The following is a 20045-nucleotide window of genomic DNA, read 5'->3' as shown; positions in this document are numbered from 1 at the left end:
TTATTTCCCGCTGAACTGTGGCTGACGTTTGGCGAGGAAGGCGCTGACGCCTTCGCGATAGTCGTCGCTGCGACCGGCCATGCGCTGGTAGTCGCGCTCAAGCTCAAGCTGCTGATCCAGCGTATTGGTTTCGGAAAGCTGCAAAGCTTTCTTAATTAACCCCAGCCCATAGGTCGGCTGCGTAGCAAAATGACGCGCCATGGCTAACGCGGTGTCTTTCAGTTCAGCGTCATCCACCACCTGCCAGATCATCCCCCACTGCGCGGCCTGTTCGGCGCTGAGGTTATCGCCCAGCATCAGTAAACCTACGGCGCGAGCGCGGGTGGTCACACGGGGCAGCAGCCAGCTACCGCCGCAGTCCGGCACCAGGCCAAGCTTGCTGAAGGCCATCACAAACTTCGCCGAACGCGCGGCCAGCACGATATCGCAGCCCAGCGCTAACGTTGCACCCGCCCCGGCGGCCACGCCGTTAACGGCGCAGATAACCGGCTTCGGCAGCGCGGCTAAACGACGCACCAGCGGGTTGTAAAAGCGTTCCACCGACATGCCCAGATCCGGCGCGGGGCCGCTTGGGTCAACGTTACGGTCATTCAGATCCTGTCCGGCGCAAAAACCGCGACCGGCACCGGTAATCAGCAGGCAGCGAATGGTGTCGTCACGTTCGGCCTGTTTCAGGCAGTCGGCGAGCTGCTGGTGCATCACGTCATTAAAGCTGTTGAGTCGGTCCGGGCGGTTCAGGGTGATGGTCATGACGCCCTGTTCCACTTCGCTGAGAATGAAAGCTTCCACGATTAGCGTCCTTTAAATTCCGGTGTGCGTTTTTCTAAAAAGGCGCTGACGCCTTCACGACGATCTTCGGTACCGCTGAGCAGCGTAAACAGCTGGCGTTCCTGCACCAGACCGGCCTGAAGGCTCACCTCGTGCGCCAGACGCAGCGACTGCTTTGCCGCACGCAGCGCCAGCGGCGAGTGGCGAGCGATGTTTGCAGCCAGCTTCAGGGCATATTCATCAGAGAGGTTCGCCGGGTGAATGTCGCTCACCAGCCCAGCCTGCTGTGCGCGTTCGGCGTCAATGCTTTCGCCGCTCAGCACCATCCGGCTCGCCAGCGCTTTACCAACGCTGCGGATAAGCCGCTGCGTACCACCCGCCCCCGGCATGGTGCCGAGAGTAATCTCCGGCAGGCCAAAACGGGCGTTATCGCCGGCAATCACCAGATCACACAGCAGCGCCAGCTCGCAGCCCGCCCCCAGCGCATAGCCGTTCACCACCGCTATCAGCGGCTTGTTGAAGGCATCGATGCGCGCCCACAAACGAGGACGAATATCGTCGAAGGTGGCGGGCAAGTCTTTTTCCGCCATTTCGTTGAGATCGGCACCGGCAGCGAAATAGCACGGGTTACCGCTAATCACGCAGACGCTCACGCAGGCGTCTGCAGCCGCACTTTCCAGCGCGTCGGCTATCTGCGTCAGCAGCGCGTTGTTTAACGCATTACGCGCCTGCGGACGGTTCAGCGTCAGTTGCAGCACACGGTCATGACGGGTAATCAGCAGTTCGCTCATGCCGTCCCCCGCGCGTCAAAGTCGACCACCACATCCGCGCTTTTGGGCAGCGCCTGGCAGCTCAACACATAGCCCGCCGCCACTTCATCGGCTTCCAGGCTATAGTTGGCGGCCATTGCCACTTCGCCCTGCACCACTTTGCATTTACAGGTGGCACAGACGCCGCCTTTACAGGCAAACGGCAGGTCTGCGCCCTGACGCAGCGCCGCATCAAGAATGCTGTCATCTTCGGCATTTAGCGAAATCAGGCGATCGCGGCCGTCCTGGCGAATGGTCACCGTGCGGCCTTCCGCCTGCACGCCGGTGGCGCGTTTCACGCTGGTACCCGGCGTATTGAAGCGCTCGAGGTGAATGGATTTTTCCGGCACGCCCAGTTCACGCAGCGCCACTTCGGCTTCGTCCATCATCGCCGACGGGCCGCAGATAAACGCATCATCAAAACGGCTGAAATCAACCAGCGTTTTGCCCAGCGCATGCAGCTTGTCGCCGTCAATGCGCCCTTGCAGCAGGTCGCTGTCCATCGACTCCTGGCTGAACAGATGCACCACCTGCAAACGCTGCGGGTAGCGGTCTTTCAGGTCGGCCAGCGCCTGACGGAACATCATGCTGTGGCTGCTGCGGTTGCCGTAAATCAGGGTGAACTGACTGGCCGGTTCGGTCGCCAGCGTCGCTTCAATAATCGCCATCATCGGCGTAATGCCGGAACCGGCGGCAATCGCCAGATATTCCGCTTCACGCTCGGCCTGCGGCTGGTAGCCAAAGTGCCCCTGCGGCACCATCACCTCAAATTCCATACCCTGCTGAATATCGCGCTGGGCATAGCGGGAGAAACGACCGCCGTCGATAGCTTTGACCGCCACGCTGATTTCTGACGGCGAACGGTTGCGGCAAATGGAGTAGCAGCGACGTAACTCTTCCCCGCCCAGACGGGTTTTCAGCGTCAGGTGCTGGCCCGGACGGAAGGCGTAGACGCTATGCAGCGCATCGGGAATGGCAAAAGTGATGGTGACCGAATCACGGGTTTCCGGTTCGACCTTTGCCACGGTAAGCGAATGAAATGTTGTCATCGCAGCCTCAAATACATTTAAAGTAATCAAAGGGTTCACGGCAGCTATCGCAGCGGTACAGCGCTTTACAGGCCGTGGAACCGAATTCACTAATCAGCGAGGTGTGGGTACTGCCGCAGCGCGGGCAGACCACATCCTTTGGCATCTCGTCGGCGTGGCAGGCATGAGCCTGCGGCGGGCTGATACCGTACTGACGCAGACGCTCGCGGGCATCCGGGCTCATCCAGTCGGTGGTCCACGGCGGGTCGAGCTGCAGTACGATATGCACCGGCGTATAGCCGTGCTCCGCCATCACCGTCCGAATTTCACCCAGCAGGTGTTCGGTGGCCGGGCAACCCGAGTAGGTTGGTGTAAAGCCAATCACCCAGCCGTCACCGAGGCGTTCAACCCGGCGCACCATCCCCAAATCGGTGATGGTCAGCACCGGCACTTCCGGGTCGGGGATCGCGTTTAACAGTCCCCACACGGTGCGCACATCGGCGGGCGCGATATCGGCAAGACGTTGCATAGCCACCTCCTGTTACCACTGCTGTCCAGGGTACGAACGCTGTAAATACTGCATTTCTGCCAGCATCGGACCGAGATGTTCACTGTGCAGCCCCTGCTTACCGCCGCTGCGGAACGCCGCCTCCTGGGGAATTTGCAGGCCGGAATCAAGCAGCGCGGTGTGGACCGTTGCCTGCCATTCCGCCTGGAGCGTGCGCGGATCGACAGCGATTTCCTGCTCGCTCAGGTCAATTTCCAGCGCATCGGCAACGAACAGTTCACCGGTATAGCGCCACAGGTTATCGACCGCCTGCTGCATCAACTGCGCGGAGTAGTCGGTACCGTTGCCCAAACGTTCCAGCCAGCCGCGGCTGAAGCGCTGGTGATAACGCACCTCTTTCAACCCTTTGGCCGCAATGGCGGCGAGCTGCGCGTCGCGGCTGTAGACCAGACGGCTGAACAGCGCCACGTGCCAGATGTCGATAAAGAACTGGCGGGCAATGGTGTCGGCAAAGTTGCCATTCGGCTGTTCAACCAGCAGCAGATTGCTGAACAGGCGTTCATCGCGGCCGAAGGCCAGCGTGTCTTCGTCGCCGCTACCGTTCAGTTCGGCGGCGTAGCTGAGAAAATTGCGCGCCTGCCCCAACAGATCGAGACCGATATTAGCCAGCGCCAGGTCGATTTCCAGCTCCGGTGCGTGGCCGCACCATGCGCCTAAACGCTGTGCCAGGATCAGGCCGTTATCGCCCAGACGCAGGGCATAGGTTGCAACGGGATTGAGAGTCGTCATCGTTGCCTCACATATGTTCCATGCCGTCCGGCACGGTGTAGAACGTCGGGTGGCGGTAGACTTTGCTTTCTGCCGGGTCGAAGAATTCACCGCGATCTTCCGGCTGCGAGGCAACGATTTCACTCGCCTTCACCACCCAGATGGAGCAGCCTTCGCTGCGGCGGGTGTAGGCATCACGCGCGTTTTCCAGTGCCATTTGGTCATCGGCGGCGTGCAGGCTGCCCACATGGCGGTGCGACAAACCCTGTTTGCTGCGGACAAACACTTCGTATAACGGCCAGTATGTTTTGCTCATCTTTTTTCTCCTCAGGCGGCATCGCGAGCGCGTTGTTTTTCGGCATGAGCCAGCGCGGCTTCGCGCACCCATGCCCCCTCTTCCCAGGCCTTACGCTTGGCGCCCAAACGTTCGTGATTGCAGACACCACGACCGTTGATGACCTCATTAAATTCCTGCCAGTCGATCTCACCGAATCGGTATTTCCCCGTCGCTTCATCAAGCTGCAGATCGGCATCCGGCACGGTCATGCCGAGGATTTCAACCTGCGGAACGGTGTTATCCACAAAGCGCTGGCGCAGTTCGTCGTTGGAATGCAGTTTGATTTTCCACGCCATACTGCGGGCGCTGTTCGGCGAGTTGTCGTCGCTCGGCCCGAACATCATCAGCGCGGGCCACCAGAAACGGTTGATCGCATCCTGGAGCATCTGCCGCTGTTCTTCGCTGCCCGCCGCCAGCGCCATACAGGCTTCAAAGCCCTGACGCTGGTGGAAGCTTTCTTCTTTGCAGATTTTGACCATCGCCCTGGCATACGGGCCGTAGGAGGTACGACACAGTGCCACCTGGTTGACGATCGCCGCGCCATCGACCAGCCAGCCGATCACGCCAATATCCGCCCAGCTCAGGGTTGGGTAGTTGAAGATGGAGGAGTATTTCATCTGCCCGTCGAGCATCTTCTGGTACAGATCCTCACGCGCGCAGCCCAGTGTTTCCGCCGCGCTATAGAGGTACAGGCCGTGTCCGGCCTCGTCCTGTACTTTTGCCAGCAGAATGGCCTTACGCCGCAGCGTGGGTGCGCGGGTTATCCAGTTGCCTTCTGGCAGCATGCCGACGATTTCCGAGTGCGCATGCTGGCCAATCTGGCGGATCAGCGTCTTACGGTATGCGTCCGGCATCCAGTCCTGCGGCTCGATGGCCGTTTCCTGCGCGATGCGCTGGTCAAAGCGTTGTTCTTCTGTCACGTCATCACCTTATGATTCCGATAAATTCAACAAATCATTTTTTGTGAATCATTTTTTTATGAAAGTTACATCTTGGTTAAATAAAACCACAAATTTTGTTTGTGATTTTTGTGACACGCTACGCAAAGCCTTTTAGTTTATTGAGTAAAAACAGAATCATAATCAATTTAGATAAGGTGTTCGCGATTGCATTGTTAATAAATTATTAAAATCCCTCTTGCATTTTGTGATTCACAAAATAACTATTTAAAGAGAAATTACGGAACACATCTGGAGATTAACGATGCAGCAGTTAGCCAGCTATTTATCCGGCGCCTGGCAGACCGGCCGGGGCCGCACCCGTACTATCCACCACGCCATCAGCGGCGAACCGCTTTGGGAAGTGACAAGCGAAGGACTGGATATGGCGCAGGCGCGCCGCTTCGCCATCGAGCACGGCGGCAAAGCGTTACAGGCAATGAGCTTTATTCAGCGCAGCGCGATGCTAAAAGCGGTGGCGAAGCATTTAATGGAACTGAAAGCCGATTTCTATGCCATATCCGCGCAAACCGGAGCAACACGCGGTGACAGCTGGGTCGATATCGAAGGCGGCATTGGCACGCTTTTCACTTATGCCAGTCTCGGTGGCCGCGAGCTGCCGGACGATACACTGTGGCCGGAAGACGAACTGATCCCGCTGTCCAAACAGGGCGGTTTTGCCGCACGCCATGTGCTGACGTCAAAATCCGGCGTCGCGGTACATATCAACGCCTTTAACTTCCCCTGCTGGGGTATGTTAGAAAAGCTGGCGCCGACCTGGCTTGCCGGCATGCCCGCGATCGTTAAACCGGCGACCGCCACCGCGCAGCTGACGCAGGCGATGGTCAAAGCCATTGTCGACAGCGGGCTGGTGCCGGACGGCGCAATAAGCCTGATCTGCGGCGGCGCGGGCGATCTGCTGGATAATCTGGATAGCCAGGACGTAGTGACCTTTACCGGCTCTGCGCATACCGGGCAGCAATTGCGCGTACATCCGAATCTGGTGGCGAAATCTGTGCCCTTTACCATGGAAGCGGATTCGCTGAACTGCTGCGTACTGGGCGACGATATCACCCCGGAGCAGCCGGAGTTTGCGCTGTTTATTCGCGAAGTGGTGCGCGAAATGACCACCAAAGCCGGGCAGAAATGTACCGCCATTCGCCGCATTATCGTGCCGCAGGCGCAGGTGAAAGCCGTCAGTGAAGCGCTGATTGCCCGCCTGCAAAAGATAGTAATGGGCGATCCGGCGCAGGAAGGCGTGAAGATGGGCTCGCTGGTGAATAACGATCAGCGTCAGGACGTGCAGGATAATGTGAATCGTCTGGTTGAAGCCGGATGTGAGGTGCTGCTGGGCGGAAAAGCAGATCTGAGCACCGCTGGAGCTTTCTTCCCGCCAACGCTGCTGTTTTGTCCGCAGCCGGATGAAATTGCCGCGGTACATGCAATTGAAGCCTTTGGTCCGGTCGCCACGCTGATGCCGTATCAGAACCGCGAACACGCCCTGACGCTGGCACGCGCTGGTGAAGGCAGTCTGGCAGGAACGCTGGTGACGGCGAGCGGCGAACTGGCGCGAGAGTTTATCCTCGGTGCAGCCCGCGCCCACGGGCGTATTCAGGTGCTGAACGAAGAATCCTCAGCGGAATCGACCGGCCACGGCTCTCCACTGCCACAGCTGGTCCACGGTGGGCCTGGACGTGCAGGCGGCGGTGAAGAGCTGGGCGGTCTGCGTGCGGTGAAACACTACATGCAACGCACTGCCATTCAGGGCAGTCCAACCATGCTGGCCGCCGTTAGCCAGCAGTGGGTACGCGGCGCGCAGGTTACGGAAGATCGCATTCACCCGTTCCGCAAATATTTCGAAGAGATCCAACCGGGCGATAGCCTGCTGACTCCGCGCCGCACGCTGACCGAAGCGGATATCGTCAATTTTGCCTGTTTGAGCGGCGATCACTTCTACGCTCATATGGACAAAATTGCAGCGGCCGAGTCTATTTTCGGCGAACGCGTGGTGCACGGCTATTTCCTGATTTCCGCCGCTGCCGGTCTATTTGTAGACGCGGGCGTTGGCCCGGTTATCGCCAACTACGGTATGGAAAATCTGCGCTTTATCGAGCCGGTTAAGCCGGGCGACACTATCCAGGTGCGTTTAACCTGCAAACGCAAAACGGTGAAACTTCAGCGCAATGCCGAAGAAAAAGCGACTGGCGTGGTGGAATGGGCGGTGGAGATTTTCAATCAGCACCAGCAGGCGGTGGCGCTGTATTCCATTCTGACGTTGGTTGCGCGTCAGCATGGGGATTTCCCGGCTTAAGAACCCGGTGTCGCTTCGCGCGACCAGAGTTGAAACAAAAAGCAAAAAGCCTGCTTAGTTTCCTGAGCAGGCTTCTTAAATATGGCTCCTCTGACTGGACTCGAACCAGTGACATACGGATTAACAGTCCGCCGTTCTACCGACTGAACTACAGAGGAATCGTTGTGGAGGCTTATCTTAGCGGCGAAAAAATTTTTGTCAAACCTCATTTCTTCGAATGCGAATCAATTGATGCTTCTCTCGACAGTTTGTTGCATTTACAGACATTTTAAATAGAAAAAACTTTGCAGCTTTTTTGATTCTCCCTCATCATTTGAAATGAGGTTTCAACTTTCTTCGTTAAGGTCCACTTTGAACGTCTCCGCTGCCTTACGCCAGGTCGCTTCCCGCACGCCCTGGTATGCCAAACGCAAGAGTTATAAGGTTCTCTTTTGGCGCGAAATCACTCCGCTGGCTGTCCCCATTTTCCTGGAAAACACCTGTGTGCTATTGATGGGTGTTCTGAGTACCTTCCTGGTAAGTTGGTTGGGAAAAGAAGCAATGGCCGGTGTCGGACTCGCTGACAGTTTTAATATGGTCATCATGGCATTTTTCGCCGCCATCGATCTGGGTACCACCGTAGTTGTAGCATTTAGCCTCGGGAAACGAGATCGTCGACGGGCCAGAGCCGCAGCCAGACAATCGCTGGTGATCATGACAATTTTTGCTACCGTGCTGGCAGCGGTCATTCACTATTTTGGTCAACAGATTATTGACGTTGTCGCAGGTGAAGCAACGCCAGACGTTAAAGCTTTGGCACTTACCTATCTGGAGCTGACGGTGCTCAGCTACCCGGCGGCAGCCATTGCGCTGATCGGCAGTGGCGCACTACGTGGAGCCGGAAATACTAAAATACCGTTGTTGATAAACGGCGGTATGAACATCCTGAATATCATCATCAGTAGCATCCTGATTTACGGGATCTTTTCCTGGCAAGGTCTGGGATTTGTGGGAGCAGGCCTGGGACTGACCATTTCGCGCTACATCGGGGCGATTGCCATCATCTGGGTACTGATGATTGGTTTTAACCCCGCGCTGCGAATTCCCTTCAAAAGCTATTTTAAGCCACTCAATCTCGCCATTATATGGGAAGTGATGGGGATCGGCATTCCGGCAAGTATCGAGTCGGTGCTGTTCAACGGCGGTAAACTTTTGACGCAGATGTTTGTTTCAGGCATGGGAACCAGCGTTATCGCCGGGAACTTTATTGCATTTTCTATCGCCGCGCTTATCAATTTACCGGGGAATGCTTTAGGTTCCGCGTCGACAATCATTACCGGCAGGCGTCTGGGAAATGGCCAGATTGCCCAGGCTGAAATCCAGCTACGGCATGTGTTCTGGCTGTCGACGATTGGGCTAACGGCAATTGCCTGGCTAACCGCACCTTTCGCCGGGGTGATGGCCTCATTTTATACCCACGATCAGGATGTAAAAGAGGTCATAGTCATCCTGATTTGGCTCAACGCAGCATTTATGCCGATATGGGCAGCCTCCTGGGTGTTACCAGCGGGCTTTAAAGGTGCGCGAGATGCACGTTTTGCTATGTGGGTATCGATGCTGGGCATGTGGGGCTGCCGCGTAGTCGCGGGCTACACTCTGGGTATCGTATTAGGATGGGGAGTTGTCGGCGTTTGGTTAGGTATGTTCTTCGACTGGGCCGTGCGCGCCGCGTTATTTTACTGGCGTATGGTCACAGGCCGCTGGTTGTGGAAATACCCACGCCCCGAACGCGAAAAGTGCATAAAACAACCGGTTGCGTCTGAATAATCGGCGAAATGAGGAATATTTCAGCAAACGATCGTATTTATCCATTCAGGCTTTGACAACGCTGAGCGGCATCGCTAATATTCGCCTCGTTCAAACGATTCCTCTGTAGTTCAGTCGGTAGAACGGCGGACTGTTAATCCGTATGTCACTGGTTCGAGTCCAGTCAGAGGAGCCATATTTAAGAAGCCTGCTCAGGAAACTAAGCAGGCTTTTTGCTTTTCTGCGATCCCATTAGCCAGGTAGAGCGCTTCACTTCACACCCAGGCTTTTCCATACTGGCGACGATAGAAGCCCGTTTCTCACGGGCTTTTATTGTTAAATCTGATAATCAATCACCGCTTCATCTGGCTCCATCGCCTGACGCTTAATTTCATCGACGGATAACCCTGCGTTGCATAGCTCGATGAATCGCCAGACGTAGTTGCGCTGCAGTTGTCCGCGTTTAAGCCCTAGCCAAACGGTATTTGCATCAAACAAATGCCGGGTATCCAGACGGGTTAACGTCCCCTCTTCCTGCTCGCCGCTGGATTGCTCTGCCACCAGCCCAATCCCCAATCCCAGTGACACGTAAGTTTTAATCACATCCGAGTCCTGGGCGCTGAGAATAATATCAGGTATCAGCCCCTTGCGAGCAAACGCCTCATCAATACGGGAACGCCCTGTAATCCCCTGACGATAGGTAATTAACGGCCAGTGAGCGATGGACTCCAGCGTTAGCGGAGAAGCCTTCACTAATGGATGGTCCTGAGGAACAAGCAGGCTGTGGTGCCAACGAAACCAGGGAAAAGCCACCAACAATGGATCGCTGCTCAGCCGCTCACTGGCAATTCCGATATCTGCCCCGCCATTTTGTAGCAGGACATCAATCTCCTGTGGTGTGCCCTGAATAAGTTCCAGACGCACCTCAGGGAACAGCTCACGAAAGGCTTTTATCACCGCAGGCAAGCTATAGCGTGCCTGCGTATGCGTGGTGGCAATCGTCAAAACGCCGGACGTATCATTGGTAAACAGATCCGCCAGTCGACGAACATTGCTGGCCTCATTCAGAATACGTTCGGCAATGATCAGCAAGGCTTTACCCGGTTCAGTCATGCCCAACAGGCGTTTACCGCGACGGATAAAAATTTCGATGCCAAGTTCATCTTCAAGTTCACGAATGTGTCGGCTGACGCCCGACTGCGAGGTGTACAGTATATTCGCGACCTCCGTCAGGTTGTAATCCTGACGGGCCGCCTCGCGGATTATTTTGAGTTGCTGGAAATTCACGTTTCACTCCGGGCACATCAGACATTACGCTATTGTTAAAGTCTGATGCCCGGCATAACAAATAATAAAAACCTGCATCTTATTCCTCGCGGGAATAAGGTTTAGCTGACCAGCTGCAGTTCGCGATTTTCCAGCGCCGGACGGCTAACCAGCGATAGCAGGATCTCCTTCACTGCCTGCGCCTGGGGCGATAAGCTCCCTCTGGCTGATACGTTCAACGATAATGGCAGATTCATCGATGGGGTTGTGATGCGCGCCATCCAGCCGTTCGCTGCATTGCATAATGAACGGGCGGCCGACTCGGGCAACACTGTGACGCCCATACCACTGGCAATGGCGGCCGTCAGGGTGGAGATAGACTCAATTTCGCCAATCACTTTAGCCGTTAAGCGACGTAGCGAAAAAGCTTCATCCACGCGCAGGCGAACCGCGCTGTAATCCCGTGGCAAGAATAAATTCATCTGCGCCACCGCGGCTAAATCGACGCTTTGCCCCGGACACTCACGCGTGCCGACCAGATACAGATCCTCTTTAAGCAACGGTTGACTGCTGATGCCCGCCACGGGTGAACGCTCATAGAGCACTGCCATATCTAATTGCCCGCTGAGCAGCTTGTCATTCAGCACTGCCCCACTGTTTTCATGCAGATAGACCTGCACATCGGGCAGTTCGGCACGTAGCGTCTGTAATAACGGCATGGTAATGGATGACGCTGCTGTCCCCGGCGCAAGGCCGATAGAGACCTGGCCTGTCAAGGTCTGTCCCACGTTATTAACCGCAAGTTGCGCCTGTTCACACTGACGTAAAATCGTCCGGGCGTGGGTATATAACACTTTTCCTGCTTCCGTCGGCGTGACGCCACGCTTGGTACGAATCAGCAATTGCTGATCAAGCTCACCTTCCAGCGTTGCGACCTGCTGGCTCAGCGCGGGTTGCGCAATGTGCAATACTTCCGCTGCCTGGGTCAGGCTACCAATATCGACGATTTTCACGAAATATTTCAGTCGTCTGAAGTTCATTTTGCCTCCTGTCGGAATACCAGAACCCGTGCTGGCAGTCATTGAATTCAGGATTGCAAGATGCTTGCCACTTTCGTCTAAAACGGTGTTTTATGGTTAAAGCCGCACAAAGTCAGGAGTAAAAGCGAAGGAAGATCATTCTGCACACCGAAATATCTCATTCAGGCTGCCCTGGAAGAGGTAGACACGCACCAGAATGGGGCAAAAGCATAAAAAGACGGAAAGATCGCCGCTTTGCTGATTTTGTCAGCAAACGAACACACAAATGTATTTACCCCTTTGACAAGCCTCACCACCCTCGCTAATATGCGCCTCGTTCAAACGATTCCTCTGTAGTTCAGTCGGTAGAACGGCGGACTGTTAATCCGTATGTCACTGGTTCGAGTCCAGTCAGAGGAGCCATATTTAAGAAGCCTGCTCAGGAAACTAAGCAGGCTTTTTGCTTTTATGCTATTGCTCATTGCGCATATCAAAGCCACAGCTCAATCTGGCCAACACTTCATTCATAATGACCGCAGGTATTTGTTCCAGGCGCTTGCCGTTCCGAGGTTCCATATCAATAGTTCTGGGCTGATCACGGCGAATAACGCCCGTCGTTTTAGTGCCCGCATCATCCAGTTAAACGCTAACACCAGCAGCATGAGCAAGGTTTCCGCCACTGGTGACAGGAACTGAGGTGTCCGATTCTCGCTCACAACAGACATGGTCAGATGTCATTCCAACCATCACATGCCAAATCACACTCCTCTTTCCCATCCAATATCCACATCATAAGATTTTTATAAAAAACAATGCGTTAATACGTTCAACGTAATACAATTATATTTCCAATTGTAATGATAACCATTCTCATATTACTATAATCGCGTGATAATTAACTTTTGATACATTCCGCATGTCTGACCACGCCACTACCACTGCTTCCTTTACGCTCGAGTCGCTTTATGGCGCACATCACGGCTGGCTGAAAAGCTGGCTGACGCGCAAACTCCAGTCCGCCTTTGATGCAGATGACATTGCCCAGGACACTTTTCTACGGGTAATGGGCAGCGGGCCGCTCTCGACGATCCGCGATCCGCGTTCCTTTCTGTGCACTCTCGCCAAACGGGTGATGGTCGACCTGTTTCGCCGAAACGCGCTGGAAAAAGCCTATCTGGAGATGCTGGCGCTGATGCCGGAGGCGCTCGCGCCTTCGCCCGAGGAACGCGAGAGTCAGCTCGAAACCCTGCAACTCATCGACAGCATGCTTGACGGGCTGAGCGGAAAAACACGCGAAGCGTTTCTCCTTTCGCAGTTGGATGGTCTGACCTACAGCGAAATAGCGCTAAAGCTCGGTGTTTCGGTCAGTTCAGTGAAAAAATATATGGCAAAGGCTATCGAACATTGTCTGCTGTTTCGTCTGGAGCACGGTCTGTGAACGCCTCTATCACCGATTCTCGCCGCCAGGCATTGCGCTCGGCATCACACTGGTATGCCGTATTGAGCGGCGAGCGTGTCAGCCCACAGCAGGAAGCGCGCTGGCAACAATGGTATGAAGAGGACAAAGATCATCAGTGGGCCTGGCAACAGGTTGAAAACCTGCGCAGCCAGCTCAGCAGCGTTCCGGGCGATGTCGCCAGCCGGGCTCTGCACGATACGCGTCTTACCCGTCGTCATGTCATGAAAGGGCTATTGCTGCTGCTCGGCGTAGGCGGAGGCTGGCAGCTCTGGCAATCTGAAGCCGGAGAAGGTCTGCGCGCGGACTACCGCACCGCCAAAGGGGCTGTCAGCCATCAGCGGCTGGACGATGGCTCGCTGCTGACGCTCAACACACAAAGCGCCGTGGACGTTCGTTTTGATACGCGTCAACGCGCTGTCCATCTCTGGTACGGAGAAATTGCTATTACTACCGCAAAAGACGCGCAGCAGAGACCTTTCCACGTTGTGACCCGCCAGGGCCAGCTCACCGCGTTAGGCACAGAATTTACCGTCTACCAGCAGGACAACGTCACACGCGTTACCGTTCAACAACACGCGGTTGAAATCTTACTGGCAAATCGTCCGCAGGAAAAACTCATCGTCAGCGCTGGCGAGAGCCTGCAGTTTAGCGCGTCTGAATTTGGTGCAATTACCTCAGCGGATGATGAAAGCGCCGCCTGGACGCAGGGCATTCTGAGCTTTAGCGATAAACCTCTGGGTGAAGTGATTGCCACGCTGAGCCGTTATCGCAACGGCGTGCTGCGCTGCGATCCGGCTGTGGCCGGGTTACGCCTGAGTGGGACCTTCCCGCTGAACAATACCGATGCCATCCTGAATGTTATCGCGCAGACTCTTCCAGTGAAAATTCAGTCGGTTACGCGATACTGGGTAAATATCTCAGCATTGTAAGAAAAATAATTCTCATTTCGATTGTCCTTTTTCCCCTTCTCATTCGACTCATAGATGAACACAACAAAAATGATGATGGAGAAGGTATGACGCCTTTACGCGTTTTTCGCAAAACAACACCTTTGGTTAACGCCGTTCGCCTGAGCCTGCTGCCGCTGGCCGGGCTGTCGTTATCCGCCTTCGCAGCGCAGGTTGATATTGCACCGGGTTCGCTCGACAAAGCCCTTAATCAGTATGCCGCGCTCAGCGGAATTACCCTGTCGGTTGACGCCAGCCTGACGCGCGGCAAACAGAGTAACGGTCTTCACGGTGACTACGACGTCGAAACCGGCCTGCAACACCTGCTGAACGGTAGCGGCCTGCAGGTAAAACCGCTGGGTAATAACAGCTGGACACTGGAGCACGCACCCGCACCGCAAGAAGATTCCCTGACCGTGGTGGGCGACTGGCTGGGGGATGCGCGCGAAAACGACGTTTTCGAACATGCTGGCGCGCGTGACGTTATCCGCCGTGAAGATTTCGCCAAAACCGGCGCGACGACCATGCGCGAGGTGCTGAACCGCATTCCTGGCGTTACCGCCCCAGAAAACAACGGTACCGGTAGCCACGATCTGGCGATGAACTTTGGTATTCGCGGCCTGAACCCACGCCTGGCCAGCCGTTCAACGGTACTGATGGACGGTATTCCCGTGCCGTTTGCCCCTTACGGCCAGCCGCAGCTTTCCCTGGCACCTGTTTCGCTCGGAAATATGGACGCCATCGATGTGGTGCGCGGCGGCGGTGCTGTGCGTTACGGGCCGCAGAGCGTGGGCGGCGTGGTGAACTTTGTCACCCGCGCCATTCCGCAAGACTTCGGTATCGAAGCCGGCATGGAAGGCCAGCTCAGCCCAACGTCCTCACAAAATAATCCAAAAGAGACGCACAACCTGATGATGGGCGGCACGGCGGATAACGGTTTTGGTACCGCCCTGCTTTACTCCGGCACCCGCGGCAGCGACTGGCGCGAGCACAGCGCAACGCGCATCGACGATCTGATGCTGAAAAGCAAATATGCGCCGAACGACGTGCATACTTTCAACAGCCTGCTGCAATACTACGACGGTGAAGCCGACATGCCCGGCGGCCTGTCGCGCGCGGATTACAACGCCGACCGCTGGCAGTCCACGCGCCCTTACGATCGCTTCTGGGGGCGCCGCAAGCTGGCAAGCCTCGGCTATCAGTTTCAGCCGGACAGCCAGCATAAATTCAATATTCAGGGCTTCTACACCGAAACCCTGCGTAGCGGCTACCTGGAACAGGGCAAACGCCTCACCCTTTCACCGCGTAACTACTGGGTACGCGGCATTGAACCGCGCTACAGTCAGAGCTTTATGGTGGGTCCTTCCGCGCACGAAGTGGGCGTGGGATACCGCTATGTGAGCGAGCCGACGCATGAAATGCGTTACTACACCGCCACCAGCAGCGGACAACTCCCGTCCAGCGCTAGCCCATACGATCGCGACACCCGTTCCGGCACCGAAGCGCACGCCTGGTATCTGGATGACAAAATCGACATTGGCAACTGGACGATCACACCGGGTATGCGCTTTGAACATATCGAGTCATACCAGAACAACGCCATCAAAGGCACGCATGAGGAAGTGAGCTACAACGCCCCACTTCCGGCGCTAAACGTGCTCTATCACCTGACTGACAGCTGGAATCTTTATGCAAACACTGAAGGCTCATTCGGCACCGTACAGTACAGCCAAATTGGCAAGGCTGTGCAAAGCGGCAATGTGGAACCGGAAAAAGCGCGAACCTGGGAGCTCGGAACCCGATACGACGGTGGCGCGCTGACCGCGGAAATGGGGCTGTTCCTGATTAACTTTAATAATCAGTACGACTCCAACCAGACCAACGACACTGTAACCGCACGGGGTAAAACGCGCCATACCGGGCTGGAAACCCAGGCCCGCTATGACCTCGGCACGCTGACGCCAACGCTCGACAACGTTTCGGTCTACGCAAGCTATGCGTATGTGAACGCCGAGATCCGCGAGAAAGGCGACACCTACGGCAACCAGGTGCCGTTCTCGCCGAAACACAAAGGCACATTGGGCGTGGACTATAAACCGGGTAGCTGGACCTTCAACCTGAACAGCGATTTCCAGTCCAGCCAGTTTGCGGATAACGCCAACACCGTGAAAGAGAGCGCCGACGGCAGCACCGGCCGCATCCCGGGCTTCATGCTCTGGGGCGCACGCGTAGCCTATGATTTTGGTCCGCAGATGGCAGACCTGAACCTGGCGTTCGGCGTGAAGAATATCTTCGACCAGGCGTATTTCACCCGCTCTTACGACGACAACAACAAAGGCATCTACGCAGGCCAGCCGCGCACTCTGTATATGCAGGGGTCGTTGAAGTTCTAATTCACACCGATTTCGTAGGCCGGGTAAGCGCAGCGCCACCCGGCTTTCAGGAGCACCGATGTTCACATTTATCCGCACACTTTTCGCCGCTCTGCTGCTGGTCACCAGCCACGCTTTTGCCGCCACAGTTCAGGACGAACATGGCACCTTTACGCTTGATAAAACGCCACAGCGGATAGTGGTACTGGAGCTGTCGTTCGCGGACGCGCTGGCTGCCGTCGATGTCAGTCCTGTCGGCATTGCCGACGATAACGATGCCACGCGCATTCTTCCCGAAGTTCGCGCCCATCTGAAACCCTGGCAGTCTGTCGGCACGCGTGCGCAGCCGAGTTTAGAAGCCATCAGCGCACTGAAACCGGACCTGATCATTGCCGACAGCAGCCGTCATGCGGGTATTTTCAGCGCCTTACAGCAAATTGCACCGGTGCTGCTGCTGAAATCTCGCAATGAAACCTACGCTGAAAATCTTCAGTCTGCGGCCATCATCGGCGAGATTGTGGGCAAAAAGGCACAGATGCAGTCACGCCTGGCGAAACACAAACAACAGATGTCAGCGTGGGCCAGCCAGTTGCCAAAAGGCACGCAGGTGTTGTTTGGTACGTCCCGGGAGCAGCAGTTCAACCTGCACACGCAGGAGACCTGGACCGGGGGCGTCCTGACCTCTCTGGGGCTGAAGGTACCTGCGGCGATGGCGGGTGCGTCTATGCCGTCCATCGGCCTGGAACAGCTACTGGCGCTCAATCCTGCATGGCTACTGGTCGCACATTATCGCGAAGAGAGCATCGTGAAACGCTGGCAGCAAGACCCGCTGTGGCAGATGTTAACGGCTGCGCAAAAACAGCAGACGGCGTCGGTCGACAGTAACGCCTGGGCGCGGATGCGCGGCATTTTTGCGGCCGAACGTATTGCCAGCGACACGGTAAAAATCTTCCATCACCAGCCTTTATCCGATGTGAAATGACAGTTCTCAGACATCCGGCGTTGCAATGGGGGCTGCCCCTTGTCGCGCTTATCGCAATTTTCTGGCTGAGTCTGTTTTGCTACTCGGCCATTCCTGTTTCTGGCGTTGATGCTATTCGCGCCCTGCTGCCGGGCCACGCGCCGACGCTTCCACAAACGCTGGTGCAAAACCTACGTCTGCCGCGAAGCCTGGTCGCCATTCTGATCGGCGCAAGCCTGGCTCTCGCGGGAACGCTGCTGCAGACTTTGACGCATAATTCAATGGCATCTCCTTCGCTGCTCGGTATTAACAGCGGCGCGGCGCTGGCGATGGCACTGACCAGCGCGCTCAGCCCCGTGCCCGTCGCGGGTTACTCCATCGCCTTTATCGCCGCCTGTGGCGGCGGCGTAAGCTGGCTGCTGGTGATGACCGCAGGCGGCGGATTTCGCCATACCCAGGACAGAAACAAACTGATCCTCGCGGGTATCGCGTTCTCGGCGTTTTGCATGGCCCTGACCCGCATCACCCTGCTGCTGACGGAAGATCACGCCTACGGCATTTTTTACTGGCTCGCGGGAGGCGTATCCCACGTACGCTGGCAGGAGTTCTGGCAGCTTTTCCCGGTGGTGGCAGTTGCTATACCGGTGGTGTTGCTGCTGGCCAATCAACTGAATCTGCTTAACGTCAGCGACAGCACCGCCCGTACGCTGGGGGTGAATCTGCCGAAGCTGCGTTTAATCATCAACATTCTGGTGCTGCTTCTGGTCAGTACCTGCGTCAGCGTGGCCGGCCCGGTGGCTTTTATCGGTCTGTTGATGCCGCATCTGGCTCGCTTCTGGGTAGGATTCGACCAGCGCAAGGTCCTGCCGATGAGCATACTGATGGGCGCCACACTGATGCTAGTGGCGGATGTTCTGGCCCGCGCGCTGGCTTTTCCTGGCGAATTACCCGCGGGGGCCGTGGTGGCTCTGATTGGTGCGCCCTGCTTTGTCTGGCTGGTCAGGAGGCGTGGATGAAAGTTACGCTAGTCATTTTTATCGCCCTCGCACTGGCAGGATTTTCGCTGCTGTCGCTGCAAATGGGGGTGATCTCCGTTCCCTGGCGCGCCCTACTGACCGACTGGCAGGCCGGGCGTGAGTATCATTACGTGTTAACGGCGTACCGCCTGCCGCGACTGCTGCTGGCGCTGTTTGTTGGTGCAGCCCTCGCGGTGGCAGGCGTTCTGGTACAAGGGATTGTGCGTAACCCTCTGGCATCGCCGGATATTCTCGGCGTAAACCATGCCGCCAGCCTTGCCTCTGTAGGCGCACTGCTTCTCGTACCGTCACTGCCGGTGATTGCTCTGCCGCTGCTGGCCTTTGCCGGTGGCATGGTGGGCCTGATCCTGCTGAGAATGCTGGTGAATACCAGCCAGCCGATGAAGCTCGCGCTCACGGGTGTTGCGCTTTCTGCCTGCTGGGCCAGCCTGACGGACTGGCTGATGCTTTCGCGCCCGCAGGATGTGAACAGCGCCCTGCTGTGGCTGACCGGCAGCTTATGGGGCCGTGACTGGAGCTTTGTGAAGATTGCCGTCCCGCTGCTGATGTTGTTTCTGCCGCTGAGCCTGGGTTTTTGCCGCGATCTCGACCTTCTGGCACTGGGCGATGCGCGCGCCACCACGCTCGGGGTGTCGGTGCCGCGTATCCGGCTCCTGGCTTTGCTACTGGCCGTCGCCATGACATCTACCGGTGTGGCCGTCTGCGGCCCGATCAGCTTTATTGGTCTCGTGGTGCCGCATATGGTGCGCAGTATTACCGGTGGGCGTCACCGCTGGCTGCTGCCCATATCGGCCATGACAGGTGCGTTGCTGCTGGTGGTTGCCGACCTGCTGGCGCGAATTACTCATCCCCCGCTGGAGCTTCCGGCTGGCGTACTGACCGCCATTATCGGTGCACCGTGGTTTGTCTGGCTGCTTGTGAGAATGCGATAAATGACATTACGAACTGAAAATCTGACGGTCTGTTACGGTACAAACAAGGTCCTTGATGGCGTTTCACTCGCCCTACCAGCGGGGAAGACAACCGCCCTGCTCGGCCCTAACGGCTGCGGGAAATCGACGTTGCTAAACTGTTTTTCACGGCTGTTAACGCCGCAATCCGGTGGCGTATTTCTCGGCGATAATGCCATCAACACGCTCTCATCACGCCAGCTAGCCCGCAGGCTGGCGCTGCTGCCCCAGCACCATTTAACGCCAGAGGGGATCACCGTCCAGGAGCTTGTTTCGTACGGTCGCAACCCGTGGTTGTCACTCTGGGGGCGCCTCTCCGTTGAAGACAATGCGCGGGTCCAAGATGCTATGCACCAGACCCGGATCCAACATCTTGCCGACCGACGGTTAACCGATCTTTCCGGCGGTCAGCGCCAGCGCGCCTTTCTGGCGATGGTCCTGGCCCAGAATACACCCGTCATACTACTCGATGAGCCAACCACCTATCTCGATATCAATCACCAGGTGGAACTAATGCGGTTGATGGGCGAACTCCGGGCTCAGGGGAAAACGGTGGTCGCAGTGCTGCACGACCTTAATCAGGCCAGCCGGTACTGCGATCATCTGGTGGTAATGGCGAACGGACATATTATGGCGCAAGGCACACCAGAAGCGGTGATGAACCCTGGATTGCTGAGAACCGTATTCAACGTGGATACGGAAATACACCCCGAACCAGTATCTGGTAGGCCGATGTGTGTAGTGAGATAGATGACACAGGCTGTAATGGTACCATGGTCTCA

Annotated in this window: 18 protein-coding genes, 3 tRNA genes and 1 pseudogene; 11 read left to right on the top strand and 11 right to left on the bottom strand. The window is 56.4% G+C overall.

Going from position 1 to position 20045, the window contains the following annotated elements:
* Genes paaG through paaA form a run of 7 tightly spaced genes read right to left on the bottom strand, consistent with a single transcriptional unit; the run spans position 1 to position 5138 of the window.
* Complete coding sequence (gene paaG, locus E6P06_RS12875; protein WP_032949037.1) at positions 1 to 789, bottom strand: 2-(1,2-epoxy-1,2-dihydrophenyl)acetyl-CoA isomerase PaaG; 789 nt, start codon at positions 787 to 789, stop codon at positions 1 to 3.
* A 2-nt stretch (positions 790 to 791) separates the two neighbouring features.
* Entirely contained in the window at positions 792 to 1559 is a 768-nt protein-coding gene (paaF, locus tag E6P06_RS12870; RefSeq protein WP_044711773.1) for a 2,3-dehydroadipyl-CoA hydratase PaaF, read from the bottom strand.
* Entirely contained in the window at positions 1556 to 2626 is a 1071-nt protein-coding gene (gene paaE / locus E6P06_RS12865) for a 1,2-phenylacetyl-CoA epoxidase subunit PaaE (protein WP_102191132.1), read from the bottom strand. Before paaE ends, paaF begins: the two co-directional genes overlap by 4 nt.
* A 7-nt stretch (positions 2627 to 2633) precedes the next feature.
* Complete coding sequence (gene paaD, locus E6P06_RS12860) at positions 2634 to 3134, bottom strand: 1,2-phenylacetyl-CoA epoxidase subunit PaaD (RefSeq protein WP_139935300.1); 501 nt, start codon at positions 3132 to 3134, stop codon at positions 2634 to 2636.
* Between the two features lie 12 nt (positions 3135 to 3146).
* Positions 3147 to 3902 carry a 1,2-phenylacetyl-CoA epoxidase subunit PaaC gene (gene paaC, locus E6P06_RS12855; protein WP_071687212.1) on the bottom strand — a complete coding sequence of 252 codons (756 nt, stop codon included), beginning with the start codon at positions 3900 to 3902 and terminating at the stop codon, positions 3147 to 3149.
* A gap of 7 nt (positions 3903 to 3909) precedes the next feature.
* Positions 3910 to 4197: a 1,2-phenylacetyl-CoA epoxidase subunit PaaB gene (gene paaB / locus E6P06_RS12850; RefSeq protein WP_003030843.1), complete on the bottom strand. Its 288-nt coding sequence runs from the start codon at positions 4195 to 4197 to the stop codon at positions 3910 to 3912.
* Between the two features lie 11 nt (positions 4198 to 4208).
* Positions 4209 to 5138 carry a 1,2-phenylacetyl-CoA epoxidase subunit PaaA gene (gene paaA, locus E6P06_RS12845; RefSeq protein ID WP_061549519.1) on the bottom strand — a complete coding sequence of 310 codons (930 nt, stop codon included), beginning with the start codon at positions 5136 to 5138 and terminating at the stop codon, positions 4209 to 4211.
* Positions 5139 to 5421: 283 nt separating this feature from the next.
* Between paaA and paaZ the strand changes: the two genes are divergently transcribed.
* The gene (paaZ, locus tag E6P06_RS12840; RefSeq protein WP_057101705.1) at positions 5422 to 7467 is read left to right on the top strand and encodes a phenylacetic acid degradation bifunctional protein PaaZ; all 2046 of its coding nucleotides are present in this window, start codon (positions 5422 to 5424) and stop codon (positions 7465 to 7467) included.
* An 82-nt stretch (positions 7468 to 7549) separates the two neighbouring features.
* Here the strand turns inward: paaZ and E6P06_RS12835 are convergent.
* Positions 7550 to 7625: transfer RNA gene (locus tag E6P06_RS12835), tRNA-Asn, on the bottom strand.
* A gap of 160 nt (positions 7626 to 7785) precedes the next feature.
* Between E6P06_RS12835 and E6P06_RS12830 the strand changes: the two genes are divergently transcribed.
* A complete protein-coding gene (locus tag E6P06_RS12830; protein WP_003846749.1) occupies positions 7786 to 9273 on the top strand; it encodes an EmmdR/YeeO family multidrug/toxin efflux MATE transporter in 1488 nt (495 codons plus the stop codon).
* Positions 9274 to 9372: 99 nt separating this feature from the next.
* Positions 9373 to 9448: transfer RNA gene (locus E6P06_RS12825), tRNA-Asn, on the top strand.
* A 140-nt stretch (positions 9449 to 9588) separates the two neighbouring features.
* Here the strand turns inward: E6P06_RS12825 and cbl are convergent.
* Positions 9589 to 10539 (bottom strand): HTH-type transcriptional regulator Cbl, encoded by a 951-nt coding sequence (cbl, locus tag E6P06_RS12820; RefSeq protein ID WP_003846751.1) that lies wholly within the window; start codon positions 10537 to 10539, stop codon positions 9589 to 9591.
* A 101-nt stretch (positions 10540 to 10640) separates the two neighbouring features.
* Positions 10641 to 11558 (bottom strand): nitrogen assimilation transcriptional regulator NAC, encoded by a 918-nt coding sequence (gene nac, locus E6P06_RS12815; RefSeq protein WP_003030855.1) that lies wholly within the window; start codon positions 11556 to 11558, stop codon positions 10641 to 10643.
* Between the two features lie 326 nt (positions 11559 to 11884).
* Between nac and E6P06_RS12810 the strand changes: the two genes are divergently transcribed.
* Positions 11885 to 11960 (top strand) — tRNA-Asn (locus E6P06_RS12810).
* 48 nt (positions 11961 to 12008) lie between these two features.
* Here the strand turns inward: E6P06_RS12810 and E6P06_RS12805 are convergent.
* Positions 12009 to 12230: pseudogene (locus tag E6P06_RS12805) on the bottom strand (type II toxin-antitoxin system PemK/MazF family toxin); the annotation flags it as partial.
* Positions 12231 to 12453: 223 nt separating this feature from the next.
* On the opposite strand from E6P06_RS12805, the gene fecI reads away from it, so the two are divergent.
* From fecI to fecE, 7 genes are all read left to right on the top strand, one after another.
* Positions 12454 to 12975, top strand: coding sequence for a ferric citrate uptake sigma factor FecI (gene fecI / locus E6P06_RS12800; protein WP_139935299.1), 522 nt, complete (start codon positions 12454 to 12456; stop codon positions 12973 to 12975).
* Positions 12972 to 13925, top strand: coding sequence for a ferric citrate uptake sigma factor regulator FecR (gene fecR, locus E6P06_RS12795; protein ID WP_139935298.1), 954 nt, complete (start codon positions 12972 to 12974; stop codon positions 13923 to 13925). Before fecI ends, fecR begins: the two co-directional genes overlap by 4 nt.
* Before the next feature lie 86 nt (positions 13926 to 14011).
* Positions 14012 to 16336 (top strand): TonB-dependent Fe(3+) dicitrate receptor FecA, encoded by a 2325-nt coding sequence (gene fecA / locus E6P06_RS12790; protein WP_139935297.1) that lies wholly within the window; start codon positions 14012 to 14014, stop codon positions 16334 to 16336.
* A 58-nt stretch (positions 16337 to 16394) separates the two neighbouring features.
* Positions 16395 to 17297 carry a Fe(3+) dicitrate ABC transporter substrate-binding protein FecB gene (locus E6P06_RS12785; protein WP_139935296.1) on the top strand — a complete coding sequence of 301 codons (903 nt, stop codon included), beginning with the start codon at positions 16395 to 16397 and terminating at the stop codon, positions 17295 to 17297.
* Complete coding sequence (fecC, locus tag E6P06_RS12780) at positions 17294 to 18292, top strand: iron-dicitrate ABC transporter permease FecC (RefSeq protein ID WP_139935295.1); 999 nt, start codon at positions 17294 to 17296, stop codon at positions 18290 to 18292. Before E6P06_RS12785 ends, fecC begins: the two co-directional genes overlap by 4 nt.
* A complete protein-coding gene (gene fecD, locus E6P06_RS12775; protein WP_134215824.1) occupies positions 18289 to 19245 on the top strand; it encodes a Fe(3+) dicitrate ABC transporter permease subunit FecD in 957 nt (318 codons plus the stop codon). Before fecC ends, fecD begins: the two co-directional genes overlap by 4 nt.
* Positions 19246 to 20013, top strand: a complete 768-nt coding sequence (gene fecE, locus E6P06_RS12770) for a Fe(3+) dicitrate ABC transporter ATP-binding protein FecE (protein ID WP_106902475.1) — start codon at positions 19246 to 19248, stop codon at positions 20011 to 20013. It abuts the gene before it with no gap.
* Positions 20014 to 20045 lie beyond the last annotated feature (32 nt).

This window comes from Citrobacter sp. CF971, from assembly GCF_006385635.1.
Lineage (GTDB): Bacteria > Pseudomonadota > Gammaproteobacteria > Enterobacterales > Enterobacteriaceae > Citrobacter > Citrobacter freundii.
The sequence above is the reverse complement of the archived record's forward strand: the minus strand, read 5'-3'. Positions and strand labels throughout refer to the sequence as shown.